Origin of the sequence: Agreia sp. PsM10 (assembly GCF_030433855.1) — a bacterium.
GTDB lineage: Bacteria > Actinomycetota > Actinomycetes > Actinomycetales > Microbacteriaceae > Agreia.
This window is the reverse complement of the sequence record NZ_JARUXC010000012.1, coordinates 1-21,428: the sequence shown is the minus strand read 5'-3', so window position 1 is coordinate 21,428 and position 21,428 is coordinate 1. Positions and strand designations below refer to the sequence as shown.

General features: G+C 68.3%; 21 protein-coding genes and 1 riboswitch. Of the genes, 9 read left to right on the top strand and 12 right to left on the bottom strand.

The annotated features are described in order from the left end of the window. Nucleotides 1-54: 54 nt before the first annotated feature. The 3 genes from QCD70_RS14280 to QCD70_RS14270 all read right to left on the bottom strand — a co-directional run bounded on the left by QCD70_RS14280 (nt 55) and on the right by QCD70_RS14270 (nt 2,296). Entirely contained in the window at nt 55-921 is an 867-nt protein-coding gene (locus QCD70_RS14280; protein ID WP_301217402.1) for an AraC family transcriptional regulator, read from the bottom strand. An 85-nt stretch (nt 922-1,006) separates the two neighbouring features. Further along, nucleotides 1,007-1,321, bottom strand: a complete 315-nt coding sequence (locus QCD70_RS14275) for a DMT family transporter (RefSeq protein ID WP_301217400.1) — start codon at nt 1,319-1,321, stop codon at nt 1,007-1,009. Between the two features lie 19 nt (nt 1,322-1,340). Further along, a riboswitch (guanidine-III (ykkC-III) riboswitch) is annotated at nt 1,341-1,406 on the bottom strand. Nucleotides 1,407-1,459: 53 nt separating this feature from the next. Then, nucleotides 1,460-2,296 (bottom strand): helix-turn-helix transcriptional regulator, encoded by an 837-nt coding sequence (locus tag QCD70_RS14270; protein WP_301217571.1) that lies wholly within the window; start codon nt 2,294-2,296, stop codon nt 1,460-1,462. A gap of 100 nt (nt 2,297-2,396) precedes the next feature. Between QCD70_RS14270 and QCD70_RS14265 the strand changes: the two genes are divergently transcribed. Together QCD70_RS14265 and QCD70_RS14260 are read left to right on the top strand one after the other, a co-directional pair. After that, nucleotides 2,397-3,143, top strand: coding sequence for an SDR family oxidoreductase (locus tag QCD70_RS14265; RefSeq protein ID WP_301217398.1), 747 nt, complete (start codon nt 2,397-2,399; stop codon nt 3,141-3,143). 206 nt (nt 3,144-3,349) lie between these two features. Then, a complete protein-coding gene (locus QCD70_RS14260; RefSeq protein ID WP_301217396.1) occupies nt 3,350-3,667 on the top strand; it encodes a TM2 domain-containing protein in 318 nt (105 codons plus the stop codon). A 30-nt stretch (nt 3,668-3,697) separates the two neighbouring features. Here the strand turns inward: QCD70_RS14260 and QCD70_RS14255 are convergent, their stop codons facing one another. Continuing rightward, the gene (locus tag QCD70_RS14255) at nt 3,698-5,152 is read right to left on the bottom strand and encodes an MFS transporter (RefSeq protein WP_301217394.1); all 1,455 of its coding nucleotides are present in this window, start codon (nt 5,150-5,152) and stop codon (nt 3,698-3,700) included. Between the two features lie 217 nt (nt 5,153-5,369). Here QCD70_RS14255 and QCD70_RS14250 point away from each other — a divergent pair, with 217 nt between their 5' ends. Further along, nucleotides 5,370-6,803 carry an L-serine ammonia-lyase gene (locus QCD70_RS14250; RefSeq protein WP_301217392.1) on the top strand — a complete coding sequence of 478 codons (1,434 nt, stop codon included), beginning with the start codon at nt 5,370-5,372 and terminating at the stop codon, nt 6,801-6,803. 7 nt (nt 6,804-6,810) lie between these two features. On the opposite strand, the gene QCD70_RS14245 is transcribed toward QCD70_RS14250, so the two are convergent. Then, nucleotides 6,811-7,380: an MOSC domain-containing protein gene (locus QCD70_RS14245; RefSeq protein ID WP_301217390.1), complete on the bottom strand. Its 570-nt coding sequence runs from the start codon at nt 7,378-7,380 to the stop codon at nt 6,811-6,813. A gap of 81 nt (nt 7,381-7,461) precedes the next feature. Between QCD70_RS14245 and QCD70_RS14240 the strand changes: the two genes are divergently transcribed. Continuing rightward, a complete protein-coding gene (locus QCD70_RS14240) occupies nt 7,462-7,839 on the top strand; it encodes a rhodanese-like domain-containing protein (RefSeq protein ID WP_301217388.1) in 378 nt (125 codons plus the stop codon). Here the strand turns inward: QCD70_RS14240 and QCD70_RS14235 are convergent. Continuing rightward, a complete protein-coding gene (locus QCD70_RS14235) occupies nt 7,795-8,595 on the bottom strand; it encodes a DeoR/GlpR family DNA-binding transcription regulator (protein WP_301217386.1) in 801 nt (266 codons plus the stop codon). The two genes, QCD70_RS14240 and QCD70_RS14235, sit on opposite strands and share 45 nt — an antisense overlap. A 105-nt stretch (nt 8,596-8,700) precedes the next feature. Between QCD70_RS14235 and galT the strand changes: the two genes are divergently transcribed. Both galT and galK read left to right on the top strand, forming a co-directional pair. Beyond that, the gene (gene galT, locus QCD70_RS14230; protein WP_301217384.1) at nt 8,701-9,822 is read left to right on the top strand and encodes a galactose-1-phosphate uridylyltransferase; all 1,122 of its coding nucleotides are present in this window, start codon (nt 8,701-8,703) and stop codon (nt 9,820-9,822) included. Then, entirely contained in the window at nt 9,819-10,985 is a 1,167-nt protein-coding gene (gene galK, locus QCD70_RS14225; RefSeq protein ID WP_301217382.1) for a galactokinase, read from the top strand. The genes galT and galK overlap by 4 nt, the downstream gene beginning before the upstream one ends. On the opposite strand, the gene QCD70_RS14220 is transcribed toward galK, so the two are convergent. The 5 genes from QCD70_RS14220 to QCD70_RS14200 are packed head-to-tail and all read right to left on the bottom strand — an operon-like array spanning nt 10,959 to nt 17,503. Continuing rightward, nucleotides 10,959-12,812, bottom strand: coding sequence for a thioredoxin domain-containing protein (locus tag QCD70_RS14220; RefSeq protein WP_301217380.1), 1,854 nt, complete (start codon nt 12,810-12,812; stop codon nt 10,959-10,961). The genes galK and QCD70_RS14220 overlap by 27 nt on opposite strands. A gap of 28 nt (nt 12,813-12,840) precedes the next feature. Then, on the bottom strand, nt 12,841-13,677 hold the full coding sequence (locus QCD70_RS14215) for an aldo/keto reductase (RefSeq protein ID WP_301217378.1): 837 nt from the start codon (nt 13,675-13,677) through the stop codon (nt 12,841-12,843). Beyond that, on the bottom strand, nt 13,674-15,104 hold the full coding sequence (locus tag QCD70_RS14210) for an aromatic amino acid lyase (protein ID WP_301217376.1): 1,431 nt from the start codon (nt 15,102-15,104) through the stop codon (nt 13,674-13,676). Before QCD70_RS14210 ends, QCD70_RS14215 begins: the two co-directional genes overlap by 4 nt. After that, nucleotides 15,104-16,405, bottom strand: coding sequence for an NtaA/DmoA family FMN-dependent monooxygenase (locus tag QCD70_RS14205; RefSeq protein WP_301217374.1), 1,302 nt, complete (start codon nt 16,403-16,405; stop codon nt 15,104-15,106). The genes QCD70_RS14210 and QCD70_RS14205 overlap by 1 nt, the downstream gene beginning before the upstream one ends. 51 nt (nt 16,406-16,456) lie before the next feature. Continuing rightward, a complete protein-coding gene (locus tag QCD70_RS14200; protein ID WP_301217371.1) occupies nt 16,457-17,503 on the bottom strand; it encodes a PLP-dependent cysteine synthase family protein in 1,047 nt (348 codons plus the stop codon). Between the two features lie 129 nt (nt 17,504-17,632). Between QCD70_RS14200 and QCD70_RS14195 the strand changes: the two genes are divergently transcribed. Continuing rightward, the gene (locus QCD70_RS14195; RefSeq protein ID WP_301217369.1) at nt 17,633-18,496 is read left to right on the top strand and encodes a patatin-like phospholipase family protein; all 864 of its coding nucleotides are present in this window, start codon (nt 17,633-17,635) and stop codon (nt 18,494-18,496) included. Nucleotides 18,497-18,498: 2 nt separating this feature from the next. Beyond that, nucleotides 18,499-19,095 carry a gamma carbonic anhydrase family protein gene (locus QCD70_RS14190; protein WP_301217367.1) on the top strand — a complete coding sequence of 199 codons (597 nt, stop codon included), beginning with the start codon at nt 18,499-18,501 and terminating at the stop codon, nt 19,093-19,095. Here QCD70_RS14190 and QCD70_RS14185 read toward each other — a convergent pair. After that, the gene (locus QCD70_RS14185; protein WP_301217365.1) at nt 19,056-20,249 is read right to left on the bottom strand and encodes an MFS transporter; all 1,194 of its coding nucleotides are present in this window, start codon (nt 20,247-20,249) and stop codon (nt 19,056-19,058) included. The two genes, QCD70_RS14190 and QCD70_RS14185, sit on opposite strands and share 40 nt — an antisense overlap. A gap of 38 nt (nt 20,250-20,287) precedes the next feature. On the opposite strand from QCD70_RS14185, the gene QCD70_RS14180 reads away from it, so the two are divergent. After that, nucleotides 20,288-21,283, top strand: a complete 996-nt coding sequence (locus QCD70_RS14180) for a LacI family DNA-binding transcriptional regulator (RefSeq protein ID WP_301217363.1) — start codon at nt 20,288-20,290, stop codon at nt 21,281-21,283. The last annotated feature ends 145 nt before the right edge of the window (nt 21,284-21,428 follow it).

Genomic DNA, 21,428 nt, shown 5'->3' with positions numbered 1-21,428 from the left:
CCGGCGTCGGTGCAACACCTTGAGACCAGCCATGCTCGCAGCTGCTCTACGCCATCAGGCACGCTCCACCGGCAACCACAGCTCACAGGTGGCCGTACTGAAGTCATCGGCGCGGTCGAGTACCGCGACGATGGAGGGGCCCGGTCGAAGCCGCCACGGGTTCGACGGGAACCAGTCGGTCGCCGTGGCCGCCCAGGCCTCTTGCAGAGCATCAGGATACTCACCCGCGGTGCGGAATACCGCCCAGGTGCCGGCGGGAACGTCGATCGCGTCGAGGTCCTGTGGCGGCCGAGTCGCATCCGCAACGGCGACGCCGTGCAGGTATGTCAGTTCTGTGTTCTCGGCGTAGTCGGGGTCGACGTCGACGCTGACCTGCAGGAGGCCCGACGGTTCGGTGTCGCCCAGGCCTTTGAGGCGCGCGTGCTCTGACATCGCAAGAGACGCGATATGGGCTTGGATGTGCGGGTTGATGCCCTCGTGGATGAGCGGCACGCGGGTGGCGTGGCCGACGAGGCTAAAGGCCGGTCGATCGATGATGCGGGTGTCCATAGTGATGTTCCCTTCTACGGTCAGGCGGAACCTGAGCTGCGGTTGTGTACGAAGGGGGCCGCCATCACGCCTGACATCGCCGGGGCTCACCCCGTGCACGGAGCGAAAGGCGCGACCGAAGGCTTCGGTCGACCCGTAGCCGAAGCGCACTGCTATGCCCAGCAGGTCACCGTGCCCGAGAACGTCTGCTGCAGCGACCGACATGCGACGACGACGGATGTACTCCGACAGCGGCATGCCTGCCAGCGACGAGAACATCCGCCGGAGGTGGTACTCCGTCGTGCCGAGTTCCCTCGCCAACGAGGCCACATCGAGGTCGTCACCGAGACGTTCCTCGACCAGCTCGACCAGCCTGTTCAGTTCTGCGATCATGGCGCCTCCTTCGACCTCTACACTCGCTGGTCGCCTCGCTCGGAACCCTACTATCGCGGTCCGATCGGATCGGCTGCACAGGATGTCAGTGCAGCACCTTGAGGCCCACGACGCAGGCCACGATCCCGATGACCAGGAGCAGCTTCACGAGCGAGACTCCTTCTCCCCCGAAGAACATCGCGTAGCCCACGGTGAGCGCGGCGCCGATGCCCACCCACACGGCGTAGGCGGTGCCGACCGGGATGTCGCGCATCGCGAAGGCGAGGCCGACCATGCTCGCGGCAAGCGCGCCGACGAAGACGGTGCTCGGCCAGAGCCGGGTGAAGCCCTCCGACTTGCCGAGGGCGGTCGCCCATACGGCCTCGAGGATTCCGGAGATGACGAGGATGATCCAAGACATGACTGTTCCACTCCTTAGTGGTGGTCAGTCTTGTCGCGTTCCGGGTACTGCGCCCTCGTCCGGTGGCCGTCGTGCAGGGCCATCACAAGAGAGTTTCACGGCATCCTGCGAAACCTGTGTGCAGCACCGACGCTGCCGCTACGCGAACGTCTGGTGACCCACCACGCGCAACAGCTCCAGTTTCTCGGCCGCCTCGGTTCCGGGCGACGCGGTCAGAACGAGCAGCGTCTGCGACAGGTTCTCGGTGAAGAGCGCCTGGCAGTCGACCTCGATCTCGCCGATCTCCGGGTGCACGAGGGTCTTGTGGTCGTCGAAGCGATTCCGCACCTCGTGCAATTCCCAGATCGTCGCGAACTCCTCGCTCGTCGCGAGCAGCTCGGAGACGATCGCCCGGCCACGCTCGGACTCTCCCGACGCCGACACAGATGCACGCAGGGCGGCGACCTGGATGCGGCTCTGGTGATCGTGGTCGCGCTGCGGATACCGGCTGCGCGCCCCTGGGTCGGTGAACCAGCGGTACACGGCGCTCGCGGCCAGGCCGGTGAACCGCGTCTCGTCGCCGAGCAGCGCGGTCGCCATCGCGTTCTGCGCGAGCGTCTCCCCCAGGTCTGAGAGCACCAGGGCGGGAGTGTCGTCGAGCCGGTCGAGAACGCGCATCAGGGCGGGCGCGACATGGTGCGTCGCTAGGGCTCGACGCGGCGCGTTGTGCCCGGTCAGCCGGAACAGGTGGTCGCGCTCGTCGGGAGTCAGCCGCAGCCCGCGGGCGATCGCGGCCACCATCTGCTCCGATGGCTGCGGGCCGCGCTGCTGCTCGAGCCGCGAGTAGTAGTCGGTGGACATGCCCACGAGCAGGGCGACCTCCTCGCGCTTGAGACCGGGGGTTCGACGCCGCGATCCGTCGAGCAGCCCGACGTCGCGTGGCTTCAACGCCTCGCGGCGACGCCGGAGGAAGTCTGCGAGAGCGGGTCTGTCCATGTGTCCATCGTGGCGCTGCGCGACCGCGGCAACAAGGGACTGCGAATCCATGGACAAGCGCTCCCTTCTGCGCCGTGCGCGATCGGTGTTGAGTCGAGCCATGAACATCACCGGAAACACCATTTTCATCCCCGGCGCCACGTCGGGACTCGGACTCGGCCTGGCCCTGCGCTTTCAGGCAGCCGGCAACCACGTGATCGTCGGCGGACGCCGCACCGAGCTGCTCGATCGGATCGTCACCGAGCACCCCGGAATCGACGCGGTGCAGATCGACACCGCCGACCCTTCCTCCATCGAGCGCGCCACGCAGCAGGTGATCGCCGAGCACCCCGAACTCGACACCGTGATCCTGATGGCCGGAATCATGGAGTTCGAAGACCTGCACTCCCCCGACTTCCTCGAGACCGCCGAGCGCACCATCGCCACGAACCTGCTCGGCCCGATCCGGCTCGTCGCTGCACTTGTCCCGCACCTGTCGAGCCGCCCGTCGGCCACGATCATGACCGTCTCCTCAGGCCTCGCCTTCGTACCGCTGCCGGCCACGCCCACCTACAGCGCGACCAAGGCCGCCATCCATTCGTTCTCGCAGAGCCTGCGTGTGCAACTGGCCGACACGAGCATCCAGATTCTCGAGCTCGCGCCGCCGAAGGTCGCCACGACCCTGCTCGGCCAGCAGGACGACGCCGACGGCATGCCCGTCGAGGAGTTCCTCGACGAGACCATGTCGATCCTCGAGGCGAATCCGGATGCCGAGGAGATTCTCGTAGACCGGGTGCGGTTCCTGAGATTCGCCGAGGCCGAGGGCCGGTTCGACGACGTGCTCGCCGTGCTCAGCGGTCACGTGTGACGTGACTGCGAGGAAGTCAGGAACGTCTCGCTGACGGCGACATGCGTGCCGATGGCTTCTTTGGTGACGGCGCCTACCCCTTGCATTGGGGGGAGTCCCACAGTGACTCGAACAGGCCTACAAGTGTTGAAGTGCCCTAGGCTCGCGGTGAATGATCTGAGCATGCAGCCCGACGACGGGCATGTGGCCCACCGAGAGGAAACTCAATGACCGACGCTTCCCATGCCACACCGGCCAACCTCACTGTCAACGTCACTGCGCCCCAAGCTGCCGCGCCGACCCGACGCGTCAACAAAGTTGCATACATCCTGCTGAACTTCTTTTTCGGTGGCATCGGGGTCCACCGATTCATGCGCGGACAAGTCGGCCTCGGCATCCTCTACATCTTGACCGCGGGGCTTTTCGGAGTCGGCGCACTGGTCGACTTCATCATTTCGTTGGTCAAACTTGGTTCTTACCAGACCGACTACTACGAATTCAGCTACGTACCGAACGGGCACTGGGCAGCGCCCAGCCAGAGCTAGAGAAGATTCTCGACTCCATCTCGAAAAGGCTCAGCCGTCGTTCTTGACGGCCGACAGCGGATTCGTGATGGTCTCGAGCGACTTCCGCTCGGCATCCACCCCGAAGATCAGGGCGATCAGACCTCCCACGAACATGATCGCGGCCCCCAGGAAGTATCCGAAGGTCAGGGGGCCGCGGTCGGTTCCGTCGCCGATCAGGATGCCGTAGAGCAGCGGGGCGATCGAGCCCGCGATCTGGCCGAGCGCGAAGAAGTACGAGATGGCCTGGCTGCGGATCTCGAGCGGGAACGTCTCGCTCACCGTGAGATAGGCACTGGATGCTCCGGCCGAGGCGAAGAAGAACGACACGCACCAGAAGATGGTCTGGGTCGTCGCGTTCAGCACGTCCATGCTGAAGAGCACGGCCGATGCGGCCAGCACGACGGCCGAGACGCCGTAGGTGAGGAAGATCATCTTGCGCCTGCCCCACACGTCGAACAGGTGCCCGAGCAGGAGGGGGCCGAGCAGGTTGCCGATCGCGAAGGGGAAGAAGAAGTACTGGGTCGATGACGGAGAGGTGCCGTAGAAGTTCTGGAGCACCAGCGCGTAGGTGAAGAAGATCGCGTTGTAGAGGAACGACTGGGTGACCATCATCGTGGCGCCCACAAGAGTGCGCTTCGGATAGAGCTTGAACAGAACGTGCAGGATCGTGCGGAAGGGCACGTGTTCGGTCTGTGTGACCGTGATCGCCTTGCTCTCGTCGACGGGCTCGATGTCGCCGCCCTGGTCGTGCACGCGCTTCTCGATGTCGTCGACCGTCGACTCCGCCTCCTGCTCGCGCCCGTGGGTCATCAGCCAGCGCGGGCTCTCGGGAATGTGCCGACGCAGGTAGATGATCGCGAGTCCGAGCACCGGGCCGATGAAGAAGCCGATGCGCCATCCGACGTTCTCGTCGAAGATGTCGGGGTTCAGCAGGAACAGGTTGGCGGCCGAGCCCAGGGCCGCCCCGCCCCAGTACGTGCCGTTGATGGCGATGTCGACGCGGCCCCGGTACTTCGACGGGATGAGCTCGTCGATGGCCGAGTTGATGGCGGCGTATTCGCCGCCGATGCCCATGCCCGCGAAGAACCGGAACACGAGCAGGAACCACATGTTCGGGCTCAGTCCGGCGATCCCGCTCGCGATCAGATAGATCGCCAGGGTCAGGATGAAGAGCTTCTTGCGCCCGAGCTTGTCGGAGAGCCGTCCGAAGATGAGCGCGCCCGCTATCTGCCCGAACAGGTAGACCGTGCCGAGCAGTCCCACCTCGGCCGCGGTCATGTCGAGCGACTTCTGGAAACCGGCCGAGGCCACGATCTGGATCTCGAGCCCGTCGAGCACCCACGAGAAGCCCAGCCCGACGACGATCGACCAATGGAATCTCGTCCACGGCAGACGATCCATGCGGGCGGGCACGAGGCTGCGGACGCCGCCGTCCTTATCGCGGGCAGGTGCAGAAGCCGACATCGTGAACTCCCTCGAACGTCGAATCAGGTGACAAACGTCAACAGGTTAGTACTCCAAGAATTAACGGATCAGGCGATGCATCGAGGCCGTTTCGAGGTCTACAATCCGCACGCGGATTCGTGCCATCAGGCACTCCGAGCGCTCGGTTTTTCTGCGGGCAGGGTCAGGATGTTGCGCCACGGCTCCACCAGCCCCGCTCGGCGATTAGGGTCTGGATGTGACTGCTTACGTCTCCCTCTTCGACCTGTTCTCGGTGGGCATCGGCCCGTCGAGTTCGCACACCGTCGGCCCCATGCGCGCCGCACTCGATTTCGTCGACCGTCTCCGCGCATCCGGTTCTGTCGACGCCGTGCGCCGCGTGACCTGCACCCTGTACGGCTCGCTGGGCGCCACCGGCCTCGGCCATGGCACGCCCGACGCCGTGGTCGCCGGGCTCATGGGCCTCGACCCGGAGACCTGCGATCCCTCGCTGGTGCACGGCGCCTGGTCGGGGCTGGTTCGTGGCTCATCCACGGCGTTGCGTGACGCAGGCTTCCTCGACCTCGCCGCGGGCGGCGACCGGCGATCCATCGAACTGGGCGGCACGCATCCGATCGCGTTCGAACAGTCCGACATCGCGTTCGAGCCGCACACTCGGCTGCCCGCGCATCCGAACGCGCTCAGCCTCACGGCCTGGGGCGACTCCGACGCCCTGCCCGTGCTGAGCGAGACGTACTACTCGGTGGGCGGCGGCTTCATCCGACGCGACGGCGACGACTCGTCGAGCATCCAGCTGGTCGAGCATCCCCTGTCGTTCGCGAGCGCCGACGCCCTGCTCGAGGTCTGCGAATCGACAGGCCTCAGCATCGCCGAGGTGGCCTGGCGCATCGAGACCGAACTCCACGGCGAAGAGGCCGTTCTCGCGCAGCTCGACCGCATCTGGAACGCCATGGAGGCCTGCATCGACGCCGGCCTGCACAACACGGGCACCCTCCCCGGGGGTCTCGGTGTGCCGCGACGGGCCGCCCGCCTGCGCGAGCGCCTCGAACTCGAGCGCCTGACCGCCACGGGCGACCACGACACCTCGACCGAGTGGCTGCACGCGTACGCCCTCGCCGTGAACGAGGAGAACGCGTCGGGCGGGCGGGTCGTCACGGCGCCCACGAACGGGGCCGCGGGCATCGTGCCCGCGGTCGGCCGCTACTACCTCGACTTCGTGCGCGGCGCCGACCGCGAGGGAATCCACCGCTACCTGCTGACGGCCACCGCCATCGGCTCGCTGTTCAAGTCGAACGCGTCGATCTCGGGCGCCGAGGCCGGATGCCAGGGCGAGGTCGGGTCGGCCTGTGCCATGGCGTGCGGTGCGCTCTGCGCGGTGCTGGGAGGAACGCCGCGCCAGGTCGAGAATGCGGCGGAGATCGCCATGGAGCACCACCTCGGACTCACGTGCGATCCGGTCGGCGGCCTCGTGCAGGTTCCGTGCATCGAGCGCAACGCGATCGCCTCGTCGACCGCCGTGAGTGCGGCGCGGCTCGCGATGAACGGCGACGGCACGCACCTGGTGTCGCTCGACATGGTGATCGAGACGATGCGCCAGACCGGCGTCGACATGTCGACGAAGTACAAGGAGACGAGCGAGGGCGGGCTCGCCGTGAACGTGATCGAGTGCTGACGGCGGCCTAGAAGAGCGTGGCGTCGCCGTCGTCGAGGCGGTGCGACGAGCGCAGCACGGCGGGCCCTCTCATGAGTTCGCCGCTGCTCAGCGGCTCGCAGCGCAGCCCGCCTCTGCCGCGCAGCGCCTTGTGTGCGCCCGGGGCGAGCATCACGTCCATCCATGCGCACGGATTGGCCGGCCGGTGCGCGTGGAAGAGCACCGGCCCGGAGCCGGAGTCGAGCGAGAAGTCGGCTCCGCGAAGACGGTCGACATCGACACCCCGAATCAGGATGTTGCGGCGCGTGTCGAGCGGGTCGAGTGCGTGAGCGAGGCCCAGGCTTCGTTCGACGTGCTCCACCGATTCGACGGCCATGATCGTGACCGAGGCCGTGCGGTGCGCCGCCTTGCCGAAATGCCGATCTCCGACGATGCCGAGGTGCGCCCTCACGGTCACCCGTGCGAAGTCATCCGGCCCGACTGCGGGCCTGGGCCCGTCCGACGGGCGGCCCTCATAGCGGTGGATGCTCGAGGCCAGCAGATGGTCGATTCTCACCCGGTATTCGAACTCGAGAGCGGTTCCGGATGCGTCCTCCACAGCTCACAGGCTAGCTGAGGGTTTGTTACCCCCGCTTACGAGGGAGGCTGCACTGTCGGTGGCCCGGGTTAGCGTATGCGTGTGAACACCGTTACCCCGCTTGCTCCCGGGCCCTATCTTGCATCGGCCTCCGTGTCGACCCAGTGGCTCGCCGACCACCTCGGGGCCGACAACCTGGCCATCGTCGAGGCCGCGAATCGAGTGCGGCTCCGCTCCCTCCAGCTCGACCTCGCCGCCACCACGGTCGTCGTCTACGACGGCACTGACGGTCTGTGCGCCCAGGAGTCGGCACGGGTGCTCCGGGAGGCCGGCTACGAACGCGTGGCGATCCTCACCGGCGGCCGTGCCCGCTGGCTTCTCGAAGAGCGACCGGGCGACCTCGACTCCTTGGCGCACCGGGGCGGCAGACCTCCTCTACACCCGGGTCACGTCGAGCCCCGCCTCGCGCAGCTCGGCTAGCGGCTTCGCGCGGGCCGAACCGCCCGTGATCACTCCGTCGACCTGCGACACCTCGGCCACGCGACCCAGATGCACCTGACCGATCTTCGACCCGTCGGCCAGCACGATCCTGCGGGTCGCGGCCCCGAGCATCCGCCTCTTCACCTCTGCCTCGGGCAGATTGATGTTCGTGATACCCCGCTCGGCGTCGACGCCGTTGCATCCGATGAAGGCGATGTCCGCGTGCAGCGTGTCGAAGAGACCGTCGGCCAGTGGATTCACAAGGGAGTGCTGCAGCGCTCTGAGCGTGCCGCCCGTCACGATCACGGTGAACCGGGGCAGCGCCCGCTCGAGTTCGAGGGCGATCTTCAGGCCGTTGGTGATCACGACCACGTCGTGCAGCTCGCTGCGGTCGACCAGCGCACGCGCGAGGGCCGCGGCCGTCGTTCCCACGTCGACGATCACGGAGTCTCCCGGCGACACCAGGGATGCCGCGTGGCTCGCGATGCTCAGCTTCTCCTGCCGCTGCGAGCCCAGCGCCTCTTCGAACGTGGGCTCCGTGCGCCTCGGCGACGAGGCCGTCACGGCACCCCCGTGCACCCGCACGAGGTCGCCCGACGCCTCGAGCGCGTCGAGATCGGATCTGATCGTCACCTCGGAGACGCCGAACAATGTGCTCAGCTCGGTGACCCGCACGAAACCGCCCGCGGACAGCAGGTCGAGAGTGCGCGTGCGGCGAACGGCAGCGGGCGCGCTTGCGTATTCATGGTCGATCATTGTTTGACTTTCGTTTATTTGCGATTGCTTGTCAATTCTTGCCGTGCCATACTTTCGCGTGTTCTGATCTCGAGCGCGCCCTGCGCTCCCACCGAAGGGTTCGCCATGTCCGCCATCGTTGTTCGCGAGACCGTGCTCGCAGACGGGCGCCAGCTCATCTATTTCGACGACGCCGACACCACGCTCCCTCCCGAGCGCCGGGCCGACGAGCGTGTCCTCGATCCCCGCCCCGTGACCGCGACCATGAGGCAGGACGTGCTCACCGGTGAGTGGGTCTCGATCGCGGCGGCCCGCCAGAATCGTGTGTTCCTGCCATCGGACGACGCCGATCCGCTCGCTCCGGCGACACCCTCGAACCCCTCCGAGATTCCCGACATCTACGACGTGGCCGTCTTCGAGAACCGCTCCCCGTCGTTCGGTCCCCTGCTGCAGGACGACAATGCGCCCCGCGGCCTGGAGGACCTCGCCGAGCTGGGGCTCGAGCGCACCCGCACGTCGGTGGGTCGCTGCGAGGTCGTCTGCTTCAGCCCCGCGCACACCGGATCGTTCGCGTCGCAGACGCCGTCTCGTGCCCGCACGATCGTCGAGGCATGGGCCCAGCGCACGGCGGCCCTGAGCGCGATGCCCTCGATCGAGCAGGTCTTCCCGTTCGAGAACCGTGGCGCCGAGATCGGCGTCACCCTCAATCACCCTCACGGCCAGATCTACGCGTACCCCTACGTCACGCCCCGCACGACGAAGCTCCTCGACTCGATCGACCGATTCGGGCCAGACATGTTCGCCCGGATCCTCGAGCGCGAGCAGGCGTCCGAACGCGTTCTCCTGCGCGGCGAGCACTTCACGGCGTTCGTTCCATTCGCCGCACGCTGGCCCGTCGAGGTGCACATGCTCCCCCACCGCCACATCCCCGACCTCGCGGCGACCACGGCCGAGGAACGCGACGAACTGGCCGTGCTCTACCTGCGACTGCTGCGGGGCATCGACGCGCTCTATGAGACCCCCACCCCCTACATCGCCGCGTGGCACCAGGCTCCCGTGAACCGCGGCCGCGACGACGTGCGACTCATGCTTCAGGTCACCTCGCCCCGACGCGCGGCGAACCGCCTCAAGTACCTCGCCGGCTCCGAGGCCGCCATGGGCGCGTTCATCGGTGACGTGCCCCCTGAGACATCCGCGGCGCTCGTGCGCGACGCGATAGCCCGTGCAGACCAGGAGAACCCCGTATGACCCACGACGATTTCACCGCGCAGGCTGCGGCCGACTTCCTCGACCGCTTCGGCCGTGCGGCCGACGGCGTCTGGTCGGCACCCGGCCGAGTCAACCTGATCGGCGAGCACACCGACTACAACGAGGGCTTCGTGCTCCCGTTCGCCATCGATCGTCGCACGTGGGCTGCGGTCGGCCTGCGCGACGACAATACCGCGCGGGTCACGAGCACGTTCAGCGACGACGAGGTCGAGATCGCGCTCGCGCGGGTGAGCCCAGAGGTCCTCGACGGCTGGTCCGCCTACCCGCTGGGCATCGCCTGGGCCCTCGGTGAGAACGGAGTCGACCTCGCCGGTCAGGCCGGCTTCGATGCGCACATCTCCTCCGACGTTCCCGTCGGCGCGGGGCTGTCGTCGTCTGCGGCCATCGAGTGCGCCGTCGCCATCGCCCTCGACGAGCGCTGGCAGTTGGGAATCGACAGGCCGACGCTCGCACGCGTCGGGCAGCTGGCGGAGAACAAGGCCGTGGGCGCTCCCACGGGCATCATGGATCAGTCGGCCTCGCTCCTCGGGCGCCGCGATTCCGCCGTCTTCCTCGATTGCCGCTCGCTGCGCTCGGAGATCGTCGACCTCGGCTTCCAGGCCGCGGGGCTCGAGATCGTGATCATCGACACCAAGGTCAGCCACTCCCACGCGACCGGCGGCTATGCAGCTCGCCGCGCATCCTGCGAAGCCGGTGCCGCCGCCCTCGGCGTCGAGAGCCTCCGCGACGTCGGCGTGGCCGATCTCGATCGCGCCCGCGAGGTGATGGATGACGAGACCTTCCGCCGCGTCCGCCACGTCGTCACCGAGAACGCCCGCGTGCTCGCCACCGTGCGAGCCCTTCGCGAGAGCGGCCCCCTGGCCATCGGCGAGATCCTCGACGCCTCGCACGTCTCGATGCGCGACGACTTCGAGATCTCGGTTCCCGAGCTCGACCTCGCGGTCGTCGCAGCCCGTGAGGCCGGTGCCATCGGCGCCCGCATGACCGGTGGAGGCTTCGGCGGCGCCGCCATCGCGCTCACTCCCTCGCACCTGGTCGCCGAGGTCACGTCTCAGGTCGCCGCGGCATTCGCCGAGGCCGGATACGCGGCCCCGGAGATCTTCACGGTGACGCCCTCAGACGGGGCGAAGCGCGAGCTGTAGCCCGCCGGCATCGGTCACCGGCAGCCTGCACACGAAATCGGTGCAGAGGTACCCGGTGTGCAGCCCGGACTGCGTCGTGCGCCCTTCGAGCAGAGCGAACCCGGCATCGGCCCATGCTCGCGCCTCGTCGTCGGTCACGACGACCGTCGACGACCAGGCGTGAGACCGGGCCGCGTCGACGAGATCGTCGGATGCGGCCTGGCCGGATTCAGGCAACACGATCACCAGCTGCTCGCTCGGCTCGATCAGTCTCTGCACGAGCTCGAGCGTGGCGCCGTAGCCGATGGGTCGCTGGAACGCCTCCTCGGCGACCGAGCCGATCGCCGCCGACACGGCGTCGCGGTAGCGGCCGTCTCCCGTGAGGTCGAACAGGGTGAGCGCCGCATCGCAGACCGCGCTGGTGCCCGACGGGTACGCGCCCTCCGAGGTGTCGGCGACGGCTGCGATGTCCTGCGCCGAGAGCACGGAGTCCCGTCCTCCCGGGGCCACGAAGCCCGCGTCGAGCACCGCGTCGACGAGCCGACGCGCGCTGATCGCGTAGTCCACCCGGCCGGTCGCCGTGGCGAGTGCCAGCAGTCCCCCGGCGAACGCGCCGTAGTCTTCGAGCGTCGCGGCCGCATCCGACCGTCTCCCTTCGATGGATGCGCGCACGAGCGCGCCGCCCGGTCCGAGATGCGACTCGAGCAGGTGATCGGCGGTCCGCTCCGCGGCCGCGATCCAGTCGGGCCTGTTCAGCGCGAAACCCGCCCGCGCAAGCGCGGCGATGGCGAATCCGTTCCAGCCGGTGAGGATCTTGGCGTCGACGGCGGGAGGCGTCTCGAGGGCCCGACCCGCGGCATCCAGAGCGTAGTAGCCGCCCTCGCTGCGCGCCCCGGCCACGGTGCTCTCGGAGTCCTGGGCCGACCCGAATCCGCCCTCGGGCTGCCGCAGCACGCTGATCAGGAACGAGGCGATGCCGTCGGCCGTCTCGCGCGCCTCTGCGGCTGCGGCATCCGGGCTCGACCCGAGTCTCGCGTAGTCGTCGAGCAGCAGCGCGTTGTCGTAGAGCATGCGCTCGTAGTGCGGGTCGCTCCAGTCGCGGTTCACGCTGTAGCGGAAGAAGCCGCCCTCGACCGCGTCGCGCAGCGGTGAGCGGCTCATGGCGAGCAAGGTGCGCGCGGCAAGCGGGCTGTCTCGGCGAAGAAGCATCGACAGCACGGGGGCGACGGGGAACTTCGGTGCACCACCGAATCCGCCGTGCTGGATGTCTTCGTAGCCCTCGAGCTCGCGCTCGACCGCTCCGAGCCGAGCATCCGCGTCGGAGGGAATCGCGCCTCGCGGCGTGGCAGCGGCCGCCTGCGTCAGCGCATCCGAGATCGCCGCTGCCGTCAGATCGACCTGGTCACGTCTCGCCTTCCAGGCGTCGTCGACGGCATCGAGAACCTGAGTGAACGATGCATGCCCCTGAACGGGCACCGGCGGAGAGTAGGTGCCCGCGAAGAACGCCTTTCCCTGCGGCGTCACGAACACGTTCAGCGGCCAGCCGAGCCCCTGCGTGAAGGCACCGGCCGCCGCGAGGTACACCGAGTCGACCTCGGGATGCTCCTCGCGGTCGACCTTGATCGCCACGAAGCGGGAGTTCAGCTGCTGCGCCAACTGCGGGTCGGAGAACGACTCGCGCGCCATGACATGGCACCAGTGACAGGTCGAGTACCCGATCGAGACGAGAACGGGAACATCGCGACGCGCAGCCTCCTCGAATGCCTCCGTGCCCCATGGAAACCAGTCCACCGGGTTGTCGGCGTGCGAGCGGAGGTAGGGACTGATCGCGTGCTCAAGCCTGTTCACGGTGTCGGCGCGTTGCTCGGTCGCTCGATCAGTTGACTTCGTCGGGGTGACCGCCGACGCGGCCGTCCTTCTCGAGAGCGGTGATCGAGGCCTGCTCGTCGTCGCTCAGCTCGAAGTCGAAGATCTCGAAGTTCTCGACGATGCGGTCGCGGCTGTTCGACTTGGGGAAGATGATGTTGCCGAGCTGGATGTGCCAGCGCAGGATCACCTGGGCCAGTGACTTTCCGTGCGCGTCGGCGATCGCCTGCACGTTCGGGTCCTTGAGCAGGGCGCCGTGCGCGAGCGGGCTCCAGGCCTCGGTCGCGATGCCGTGCTCGCGGCCGAACGCGGTGATCTCGCGCTGCTGGAACTCCGGGTGCAGCTCGATCTGGTTGACCGCGGGAACGACGCTCGTCTCTTCGAGCAGACGGGTGAGGTGCGGAACGGTGAAGTTCGAGACGCCGATCGACTTGGCGCGACCCGATTCGGCGATCTTCTCGAGCGCCTTCCACGCCTCGACGTAGTTGTCGTTGGCCGGGGCGGGCCAGTGGATGAGGTACAGGTCGACGTAGTCGAGCTGCAGGCGGCCGAGGCTCTTGTCGAAGGCCTCGAGTCCCGACTCGTAACCCTGGTCGGCGTTCCACAGCTTCGTGGTGATGAACAGCTCGTCGCGGTCGATGCCGCTGGTCTTGATGGCGTGCCCGACGCCCTCTTCGTTGCCGTAGATCTTGGCGGTGTCGATGTGGCGGTAGCCCACCTCGAACGCCTCGCTGACGACCCGCGACGTCTTGTCGGGGTCGACCTTGAACACGCCGAAGCCGAGCTGGGGAATGGTGTTTCCGTCGTTCAGGGTGATCGTGGGCACAGATGATGAAGAAGTAGTCATTGCTCAATGCTGTCACGTTCGCCGGCCGACGAGACGGCCTTGACGGCGTGGGCTACGAGGTTCCGACCGGTGTCGAAGTGCCCGATCCGCTCCACAAGCTCGGCGGCGAGGTCTCGGGTTCCGCGGCCCAACGTCGGCCCCTCGTCGAGGCTCGCCACGAGCTCGGCGGCATGCAGGGCCTCGACGGCGAGGATCTGGCGGTGAAGCGACAGCTGCCGCTGCAGCAGGCGCACCGCGAGGGGCGCGAACGACGCCTGGTCCTCCACCTCCGACAGCGTGGTTCCGGATGTCGACACCGGGTTGGCGAGGTGCCTCACCTCGGCGAGGGTGTCGGCCGCCGCGTACCAGGTGAGACCCGGAACGGCGTTGCGGCCCGCACGCCGGAGCGGCGTCGCGAGACCCGAGAGCACGGCGATGCGGCGTTCGGAGATGCTCGCCGCGTGGGCGACGGCGACGCGCAGGCTCTCGAAGGCCAGAACCAGGCCGAGCGGCTCGAAGTTGCCGTTCGACACCAGCGCTCCCCCGGCTCCGGACTCGTCGAGCACGACGAGCGGGTTGTCGCCGGGAGTGTTGAGTTCGGCCTCGACGGCCGCCGCGGCGTGAGCGATGGCGTCGCGAAGAGCGCCGTGCACCTGCGGCACGGTGCGGAACGACAGCGGATCCTGCACCGACTTCGGGCGCGACCCGTCGTCGAGCAGGCCTCCGGCCACCCGCGACAGGATGGCCCGGGCCGTCTGCTGCCTGCCTTCCGAGCGGCGCGCGTGCACGCGCGGGTCGAACGGCGCCAGAGAGCCGCCCGATCCGACGGCACCCAGGGCCTCGAGCGACAGCGCCGCCACAGCATCGGACTCGTCGACGAGCGCTCGCAGATCGGCGATCACGAGAGCGCCGACGCCGATCGAGTAGGAGTTCGCGCTGATGGCCGCGAGCGCCTCCCCCGCACCGAACGGCAGGGTGCCGCGAACGTGCGCCGCCACCTCGGCGAGCAGGGCGAGATCGGATGCGCCGACCGAGCCCGTCGTGTAGACCTCGGGAAGCGGGCCGCCGTCGAGAAGCCGCGCGTAGGCATCCGCGAGCTCGGGTCGCACGCCCGAACCTCCGAGGCTGAATCCGACGAGGCGCGCGAAGACCAGCGCGCGCACCTCGCGCTCGGCGAGAGGGTCGCCGATGCTGCCGCGGTGATTGTCGATGACGCGGTTCTGGAAGGCGGCGATCTCGTCGGCCGCGACGAGCGTGTCCCGACCGGCGCCCAGCTGGGTGTTGAGACCGTAGACGGCGGCTCCTGAGTGCTGCACCGATTCGACGACGCGACGCGACCGGGCGATCGTGCCGACGACATCCGGGGCCAGCGCGACCGTCGCCCCATCGGCTACGGCGACGACGTCGTCGATCGTGACCGGCTGCCCCTCGAGCCGGAGCGCGGGCATCAGAAGTCCAGGAGGTTGCCGCGCAGACCGCCATCGCCGAACTCGCGACGAATGAGCCCTCGTCGGCGCAGCACCGGCACGAGCGGGTCGAGGGTGCGGTGCACGTTGGCGGGATGCACCTGGCCGGCGAAGAGGAATCCGTCTCCGCCGCTGGCCTCGCCGAGCGCCTCGAGGTGATCGACGATCTCATCTGCGGTGCCGATCACCGCAAGGCCGTCACGGTTCGCTCGCACCTGCAGGATCTCACGGAGCGTGGACCCGGGAGGTGCCGACTTCACGAAGTTGTCGAGGGTGCCCTGGTTGCTGTTCGTGGTGAGTTCGGGCAGCGGCGCGTCGAGGTCGAACGCCTTGAAGTCGACTCCCGAGAGGTACGAGATCGACTGCAGCGCCTCGTCGATCGCGGCCTGGTTGAGATCGGAGCGGCGGGCCTTGACGCTGGCCGTCTCCTCGGCATTCGCGGTGACGATCGGCGTGACCGCGAAGAGCACCTTCACGTGGTCGGGGTTGCGGCCGGCCGCCAGCGCGACCTGTCGGATGCTGTCGCGGAACTCGCGGTTGCGCTCAGGCGTCGATGACAGGGCGATGATCACGTCGGAGTTCTGCCCCGCGAAGTCGCGGCCGCGGCCGGACGCGCCCGCCTGCACCATCACGGGCTCCTGCGGCATGGGAGCGGTGTTGATCGGGCCGCGAACTTTGAAGAATCGGCCCTCGTGGTTGATCGGCGCCACCTTCGTGAAGTCGGCGAAGACCCCGCGGTCGGCGTCCTCGAGCACCGAGTCGGGCGCCCAGCTGCGCCAGAGTTTGCGGATGACACTGACCCACTCGTCGGCGCGGTCGTAGCGCAGGTCATGCTCGATCTGCTTGTCGAGGCCGTAGTTCTGGGCGGCGAGGTCGCTTCCGCTGGTCACGACGTTCCAGCCGAGGCGGCCGTCGGCGAAGTGCTGCAGCGTCGCCAGGAGGCGGGCGGCCGTGAACGGCTCGTAGAACGAGGCGCTGAGCGTCGGCACGATTCCGAGGTTCTGGGTGGCCGACAGCAGGTACGGCACGAGCGGCAGCGGGTCGTGCTTCGGGGCGAAGCGGGCGTTGGCGAGGTTGACCTCGCTCGTTCCGCCGTAGGTGTCGGGAACCGTGACACCGTCTTCGATGATCAGCAGGTCGAGACCGCTGTGCTCGAAAAGCCGAGCGGCGTCCTGATAGACGTCGGGCTTCTTCCAGTCGTAGCCGATGCCGTAAGTGGGGTCACCCCATCCCTGCACGCCGAAACCCGCGCCGAGAAACCATCCGAAGTGAAGCAGAGCCATGAAGAGAGCCTAAAAGTAGAAGAGCGGGCGTGCCGGGCAGCTGGGGCCAGGTCAGATCGAATACGTGCCGACACCGATGTCGGTGAGCCACTCGTCGTCGAACGCCTTGGTCAGGTAGTTCGCGCCCGTGTCGGGGGCGATCGCCACCACGACGGATCCCTGCGGGGCCTTCGCCGCGACCCTCAGGGCGACGGCCACGGCGAGTGCAGATGACGGACCCAGCAGCAGGGCCTCCGAGGCGGCGAGAGTATGCACCGTGTCGTAGATCTCCTGGTCGGAGACCACCAGGTACTCGTCGACCACCTCGTGGTGGTAGGTCTGCGGCCAGTTCGCCTGGGTCCAGCGGTTGCCCGCGCCCTCCACGTTGATCTGGCCGGCCACGTTGCCGCTGTAGGTCGACCCGGTCGGGTCGGCCCCGATGACCCGGATGCGATCGGCCGAGACGTCTTTCAGGTACCGGCCGGTGCCGCTGATCGTGCCGCCGGTGCCGACGGATGCGACGAGGTGCGTGACCTTGTGGGCCGTCTGTCGCCAGATCTCCGGCCCGGTGGTCTGGTAGTGCGCGCCCGGGTTGCTCTCGTTCTCGTATTGAGAGGGTCGCCAGGCGTTGGGCAGCTCGGCCGCGATGCGATCGGCGATGGCCCGCGCGTTGCTCGGGCTCTCGGGCGGCGCCTCCCAGTCGGCCTCGACCAGTCGCGCTCCGTAGGCCTTCAGCACGGCGCGCTTCTCGTCGGAGATGTAGGCGCTGTGGATGATCACGACGGGGTGCCCGGTGAGGCGGCCGACGAGTGCCAGGCCGATGCCGGTGTTTCCCGAACTCGACTCCACGATCGTGGCCCCGGGCTTCAGCGCACCGCTCGCCTCGGCCGCGCGAACCATGTGCAACGCGATGCGGTCCTTGGCCGATCCGCCGGCGTTGCGACTCTCGAGCTTCACCAGCACGCGCGCCGGCAGGCCCTGCGCGAGCACGTTGAGTTCGATCAGCGGCGTGTTTCCGATGAGCGAGACGACAGACGGCGTGATGTCTTCGACGAGGTCGACACAGGGCTCGTCGCCCGACGCCGCAGCGGCCAGGGGATGCGTGTCGATGTTCGTCATGGGTCGAGCGTACGACCGGAACCGCCGCATCCGGGCCGCTGTGTCGCTCTGTTACGCACAGCGTGCCCTCACCCGGTCGGCGCTAGCATGGCTCGCGGTACGGGGAATCAGTCAACTGGAGGTCGTCGCATGGGCACAGGATCACTCGTCTTCGCCGGTGGAGGTGTCGCCGGAATCGCCTGGGAGCTGGGCGTCGTGCAGGGACTTCTCGACGCCGACCCTGCCCTCGTCGACCGCCTGCTCGCGCCGTCGACGAGATTCATCGGAACATCCGCGGGCTCGGCCGTGGCCGCGCAGCTCGCGGGCACGACCGGTCTCACCGCGTCGTTCGCCGCACAGCTGGAGGAGGAGACCGCGGAGCTCGGTGCAGACGTCGACGTGCAGGAGCTGCAGGCGCGCTTCCTCTCCGCCGTCCAGGGTGCGACCTCGCCCACCGACGCGCTCCAGCGCATCGGCCGCCTCGCTCTCGAGACACCGTCTGTCGACGAGTCGGTTCGTCTCGAGGTCATCCGATCGCGTCTTGCCGACAGCGAATGGCCCGAGCGCGACCTGAGGATCACGGCCGTCGAAGTCGAGCGCGGCGAGTTCGTCGTCTTCGACCGGTCGAGCGGTGTCGACCTCGTCGACGCCATCGCCGCCAGCTGCGCCGTTCCGGGCGTCTGGCCACCCGTCACCATCGGCGGCTCCCGATACATGGATGGCGGGGCCCGGTCGGGCAGCAACGCCGACCTCGCCGCCGGCTCCGACTGGGTCGTCATCGTGACGCCCCTTCCTGGCGTGGGCGATCCCGGCGTCGGCACCGTCCCCACAGCCGAACTCGAGGCGCTCGGCGGCGTTCCGACCGCCATCGTCTACGCCGACGCCGCGTCGATCACGGCCTTCGGGCCGAACCCCCTCGACCCCACGACCCGCCGCGCTTCGGCCGAGGCGGGCCGCGCGGTCGGTCGCGCATCCGCCGCCCGTATCGCGGCCGTGCTCGACCAGGCCCACTGACCATGCTGTACGAGAGCCGGGGCGCGCGGCCGAGGGTCGATCCGGATGCGCTCGTCGCGGCATCCGCGATCGTCTCCGGCGACGTGACGATCGGCGCCGGGTCGCGCATCATGCACGGCGCGGTCGTCACGGCCGAGGACGGACCTGTCGTCATCGGCGCCGACGTCGTCGTGCTCGAGAACGCGGTGATCCGTGGGCGGGCGGGCTATCCGGCCGTCATCGGCGACAGCGTCATGATCGGGCCGCACGCCCACGTCAACGGCTGCGTCGTGGGTGATGGCGCGTTCCTTGCCACGGGCTCATCGGTCTTTCCCGGCGCGATCATCGGCGACGGAGCCGAAGTGCGCATCAACGCCGTCGTGCAGGTGAACACGAGGCTCGCCGCGGGCGCCGTCGTTCCCATCTCCTGGGTGGCCGTCGGCGATCCGGCGCAGCTCTTCTCCCCCGACAGGCACGACGAGATCTGGGCCGTGCAGCGCACCCTGAATTTCGTCGGCACGGTGTACGGGGTCGGGCCGGAGGCGACGATGGCCGACATCATGAGGACGCAGTCGGAGTTCTACGGCGGGCACCGCGGCGACACGGCACTGCCCGACTGAGGCGCCTCCGCCGGCGCGAGAGCTCGGAGCCTGAGCACAAGAGGCGCGAGCACGGCGAACGCGGCGACGAGAGTCGCGACACCGATCATGGCGCCGCGAAGACCTGTGGTGCTCGAGAGCAGGCCGACGTAGACCGGACCGAGAAGGAACCCGATGTAGGCGGTCGTAGCGATCACCGATGTCGTGCTGCCGCGAAGGTCGTCGGTCGCGCCCCGCACGGCCTGGCTCAGCAGCGTGGGGAACAGCACGGACGTTCCCGCCGCCGCCAGGGCAAGTCCGAGGAGGGCCGTTGCGATGTCTTCTGCGGCAGCGATGAGCACCGTGCCCGCCACGGCCACGATGGCGCCGCCCGCGAGAAGCACGGCAGAAGGCATCCGATTCGAGAACCCCACGGCGAAGCGCGTGATCGCGGCACAGGCCGCAAAGGTCGCCGGCGCAATGGCCGCGAGAGCGGGCGCAGCGCGCAGCTCGTCGACGAGGTAGATCGCGCCCCAGCTCTGGTGGGCGTTCTCGGCGGCGAAACCGAGCGCGCCCACGAGGCCCACGGCGACGAACGGCAGCATCAGGGTCAAGGGCCTGCGCGGAGGGAGGGAACGACGGGCGAGCGTCGTACGGGAACCGGTTCCGCGGACGAAGACCGCGATCCCGCTCGCGAGGATCGCCACACCGGAGACGATGAAGGTCAGCGGCGCACCGCCGGCGCCGCCGAAGATCGCGGCGGCGCCGAGGCTGCCGATGACGACGAAAGAGGAGAAGACGGCGTGAGCGAGGGTGATGATGCGACGATTCGATCGAGCCTCCTCCTGGCCCGCGAGAGCATTGGCGGCGACATCGGACGCCCCTGACGCTGCGCCGACCAGCAGCATGCTCATGCACATGGTCAGGATGTCCCGCGCGAACAGGGCCACCACGATCCCCGACAGGGCGAGGCAACCGAGGAGCAGGCCGGTGATCCGGCTACCGAATCGATCCACGGCTCGTCCGGTGAACAGCATGGCCGGCAGCGCACCGAGACCGACGCACAGCAGGGCGCTGCCGAGCTGCGCATCGGACAGGCCCGCCGCCTCTCTCAGCGCGGGCAGTGCCGCGCCCCATACGCCCCAGAAGACGCCGAAGCCGGCGAAGGCGATGAAGGAAAGCGGGATCCGTGTCATGTGTGTAACGATACACAGCACCCGATAGGATTGACGGCATGGCATCGAAACGAGTCACCATGCGGCAGGTGGCCACCGAGGCGGGCGTTGCTCCGATGACCGTGAGCTACACCTACACGAGGCCGGATCGCGTTGCTCCCGACACCCGCGCTCGGGTACTCGCCGCCGCCCGGCGCCTCGGATACTCCGGCCCCGATCCCGTCGCACGATCTTTGCGCAGCGGAGCCACGGGCAACCTCGGCGTCGTCATGGGTGAGCACCTCAGCTACGCCTTCGAAGACCCACAGGCCGCCCGATTCCTCGCGGGAGTATCGAGCGTCTGCGTCGAGAACCGCCTCGGCCTTGTTCTGATTCCGAGCACGGGCCGACCCGACGACGTCGATCGCGTGCGTGAGGCGGCCGTCGACGGCTTCGTACTGTGGACGACGGACGATTCAGACGCCGTTCTCGAAGCCGTCGCAGCGACGGGCCGACCCGCAGCCATCCAAGGCGGTCCGACGGCTCCAGGAATCTCCGTCGTCTCCCCCGACGATCGGAGCGCAGCTCGAGCCATTGCGTCGCACATGCTCGCCGGAGCCAGCTCGCCGCTGATCCTGTCGATGCCCCTGGATCGCGAAAGACGGGCGGGGTTGCATCGGAGACCGGACACGTCCGTGGGCTTCCCCGTGACGCGGGCGCGACTCGAGGGCTATCGAGATGCCACAGAAGAGGCGGGCCGACTGTGGCGGGACATGCCCGTGGCCGTCGTCGCTCGGCACAGTCGCGACGAGGCACGCCGCGCCACCGAAGACGCGCTCGCCCAGATGCGACCCGACGTCGTCATCGCCATGAGCGATCAGCTCGCCGCTGGAGCGCTCGACGTTCTTGGCTCGAGCATCGCCGTCAGCGGATGGGACGACAGCGAGCTCGCTCAGGCTTTGGGCTTCTCGAGCGTGAGCCAGTCGCTGTACGAGCAGGGCGTCGCGTGCGCCCGCATCGCCTCCGGAACCGTGACGACGGTCGAATCCCCCACCTGGAGCCTCGCTCTGCGCTGACCCTGGCCGCAGTGAGACCACCCCGCCCTGAGCGGATTGCGCCGGTAGAGCATGCCACCCACGGCACCTCTGCGCCGGATGGTCCTATGGATGTCAAGTGGTGATGTGGGGTGTTCGGAGGTCGGTGGTGAGGTCGTGGAAGATG

Excerpts from the sequence above, each read along its gene's own strand:
- QCD70_RS14280 (WP_301217402.1), bottom strand. The coding sequence starts at position 921 with ATGATCGCAGAACTGAACAGGCTGGTCGAGCTGGTCGAGGAACGTCTC.
- QCD70_RS14275 (WP_301217400.1), bottom strand. The coding sequence starts at position 1,321 with ATGTCTTGGATCATCCTCGTCATCTCCGGAATCCTCGAGGCCGTATGG.
- QCD70_RS14270 (WP_301217571.1), bottom strand. The coding sequence starts at position 2,296 with ATGGACAGACCCGCTCTCGCAGACTTCCTCCGGCGTCGCCGCGAGGCG.
- QCD70_RS14265 (WP_301217398.1), top strand. The coding sequence starts at position 2,397 with ATGAACATCACCGGAAACACCATTTTCATCCCCGGCGCCACGTCGGGA.
- QCD70_RS14260 (WP_301217396.1), top strand. The coding sequence starts at position 3,350 with ATGACCGACGCTTCCCATGCCACACCGGCCAACCTCACTGTCAACGTC.
- QCD70_RS14255 (WP_301217394.1), bottom strand. The coding sequence starts at position 5,152 with ATGTCGGCTTCTGCACCTGCCCGCGATAAGGACGGCGGCGTCCGCAGC.
- QCD70_RS14235 (WP_301217386.1), bottom strand. The coding sequence starts at position 8,595 with ATGATCGACCATGAATACGCAAGCGCGCCCGCTGCCGTTCGCCGCACG.
- galT (WP_301217384.1), top strand. The coding sequence starts at position 8,701 with ATGTCCGCCATCGTTGTTCGCGAGACCGTGCTCGCAGACGGGCGCCAG.
- galK (WP_301217382.1), top strand. The coding sequence starts at position 9,819 with ATGACCCACGACGATTTCACCGCGCAGGCTGCGGCCGACTTCCTCGAC.
- QCD70_RS14215 (WP_301217378.1), bottom strand. The coding sequence starts at position 13,677 with ATGACTACTTCTTCATCATCTGTGCCCACGATCACCCTGAACGACGGA.
- QCD70_RS14210 (WP_301217376.1), bottom strand. The coding sequence starts at position 15,104 with ATGCCCGCGCTCCGGCTCGAGGGGCAGCCGGTCACGATCGACGACGTC.
- QCD70_RS14205 (WP_301217374.1), bottom strand. The coding sequence starts at position 16,405 with ATGGCTCTGCTTCACTTCGGATGGTTTCTCGGCGCGGGTTTCGGCGTG.
- QCD70_RS14200 (WP_301217371.1), bottom strand. The coding sequence starts at position 17,503 with ATGACGAACATCGACACGCATCCCCTGGCCGCTGCGGCGTCGGGCGAC.
- QCD70_RS14195 (WP_301217369.1), top strand. The coding sequence starts at position 17,633 with ATGGGCACAGGATCACTCGTCTTCGCCGGTGGAGGTGTCGCCGGAATC.
- QCD70_RS14190 (WP_301217367.1), top strand. The coding sequence starts at position 18,499 with ATGCTGTACGAGAGCCGGGGCGCGCGGCCGAGGGTCGATCCGGATGCG.
- QCD70_RS14185 (WP_301217365.1), bottom strand. The coding sequence starts at position 20,249 with ATGACACGGATCCCGCTTTCCTTCATCGCCTTCGCCGGCTTCGGCGTC.
- QCD70_RS14180 (WP_301217363.1), top strand. The coding sequence starts at position 20,288 with ATGGCATCGAAACGAGTCACCATGCGGCAGGTGGCCACCGAGGCGGGC.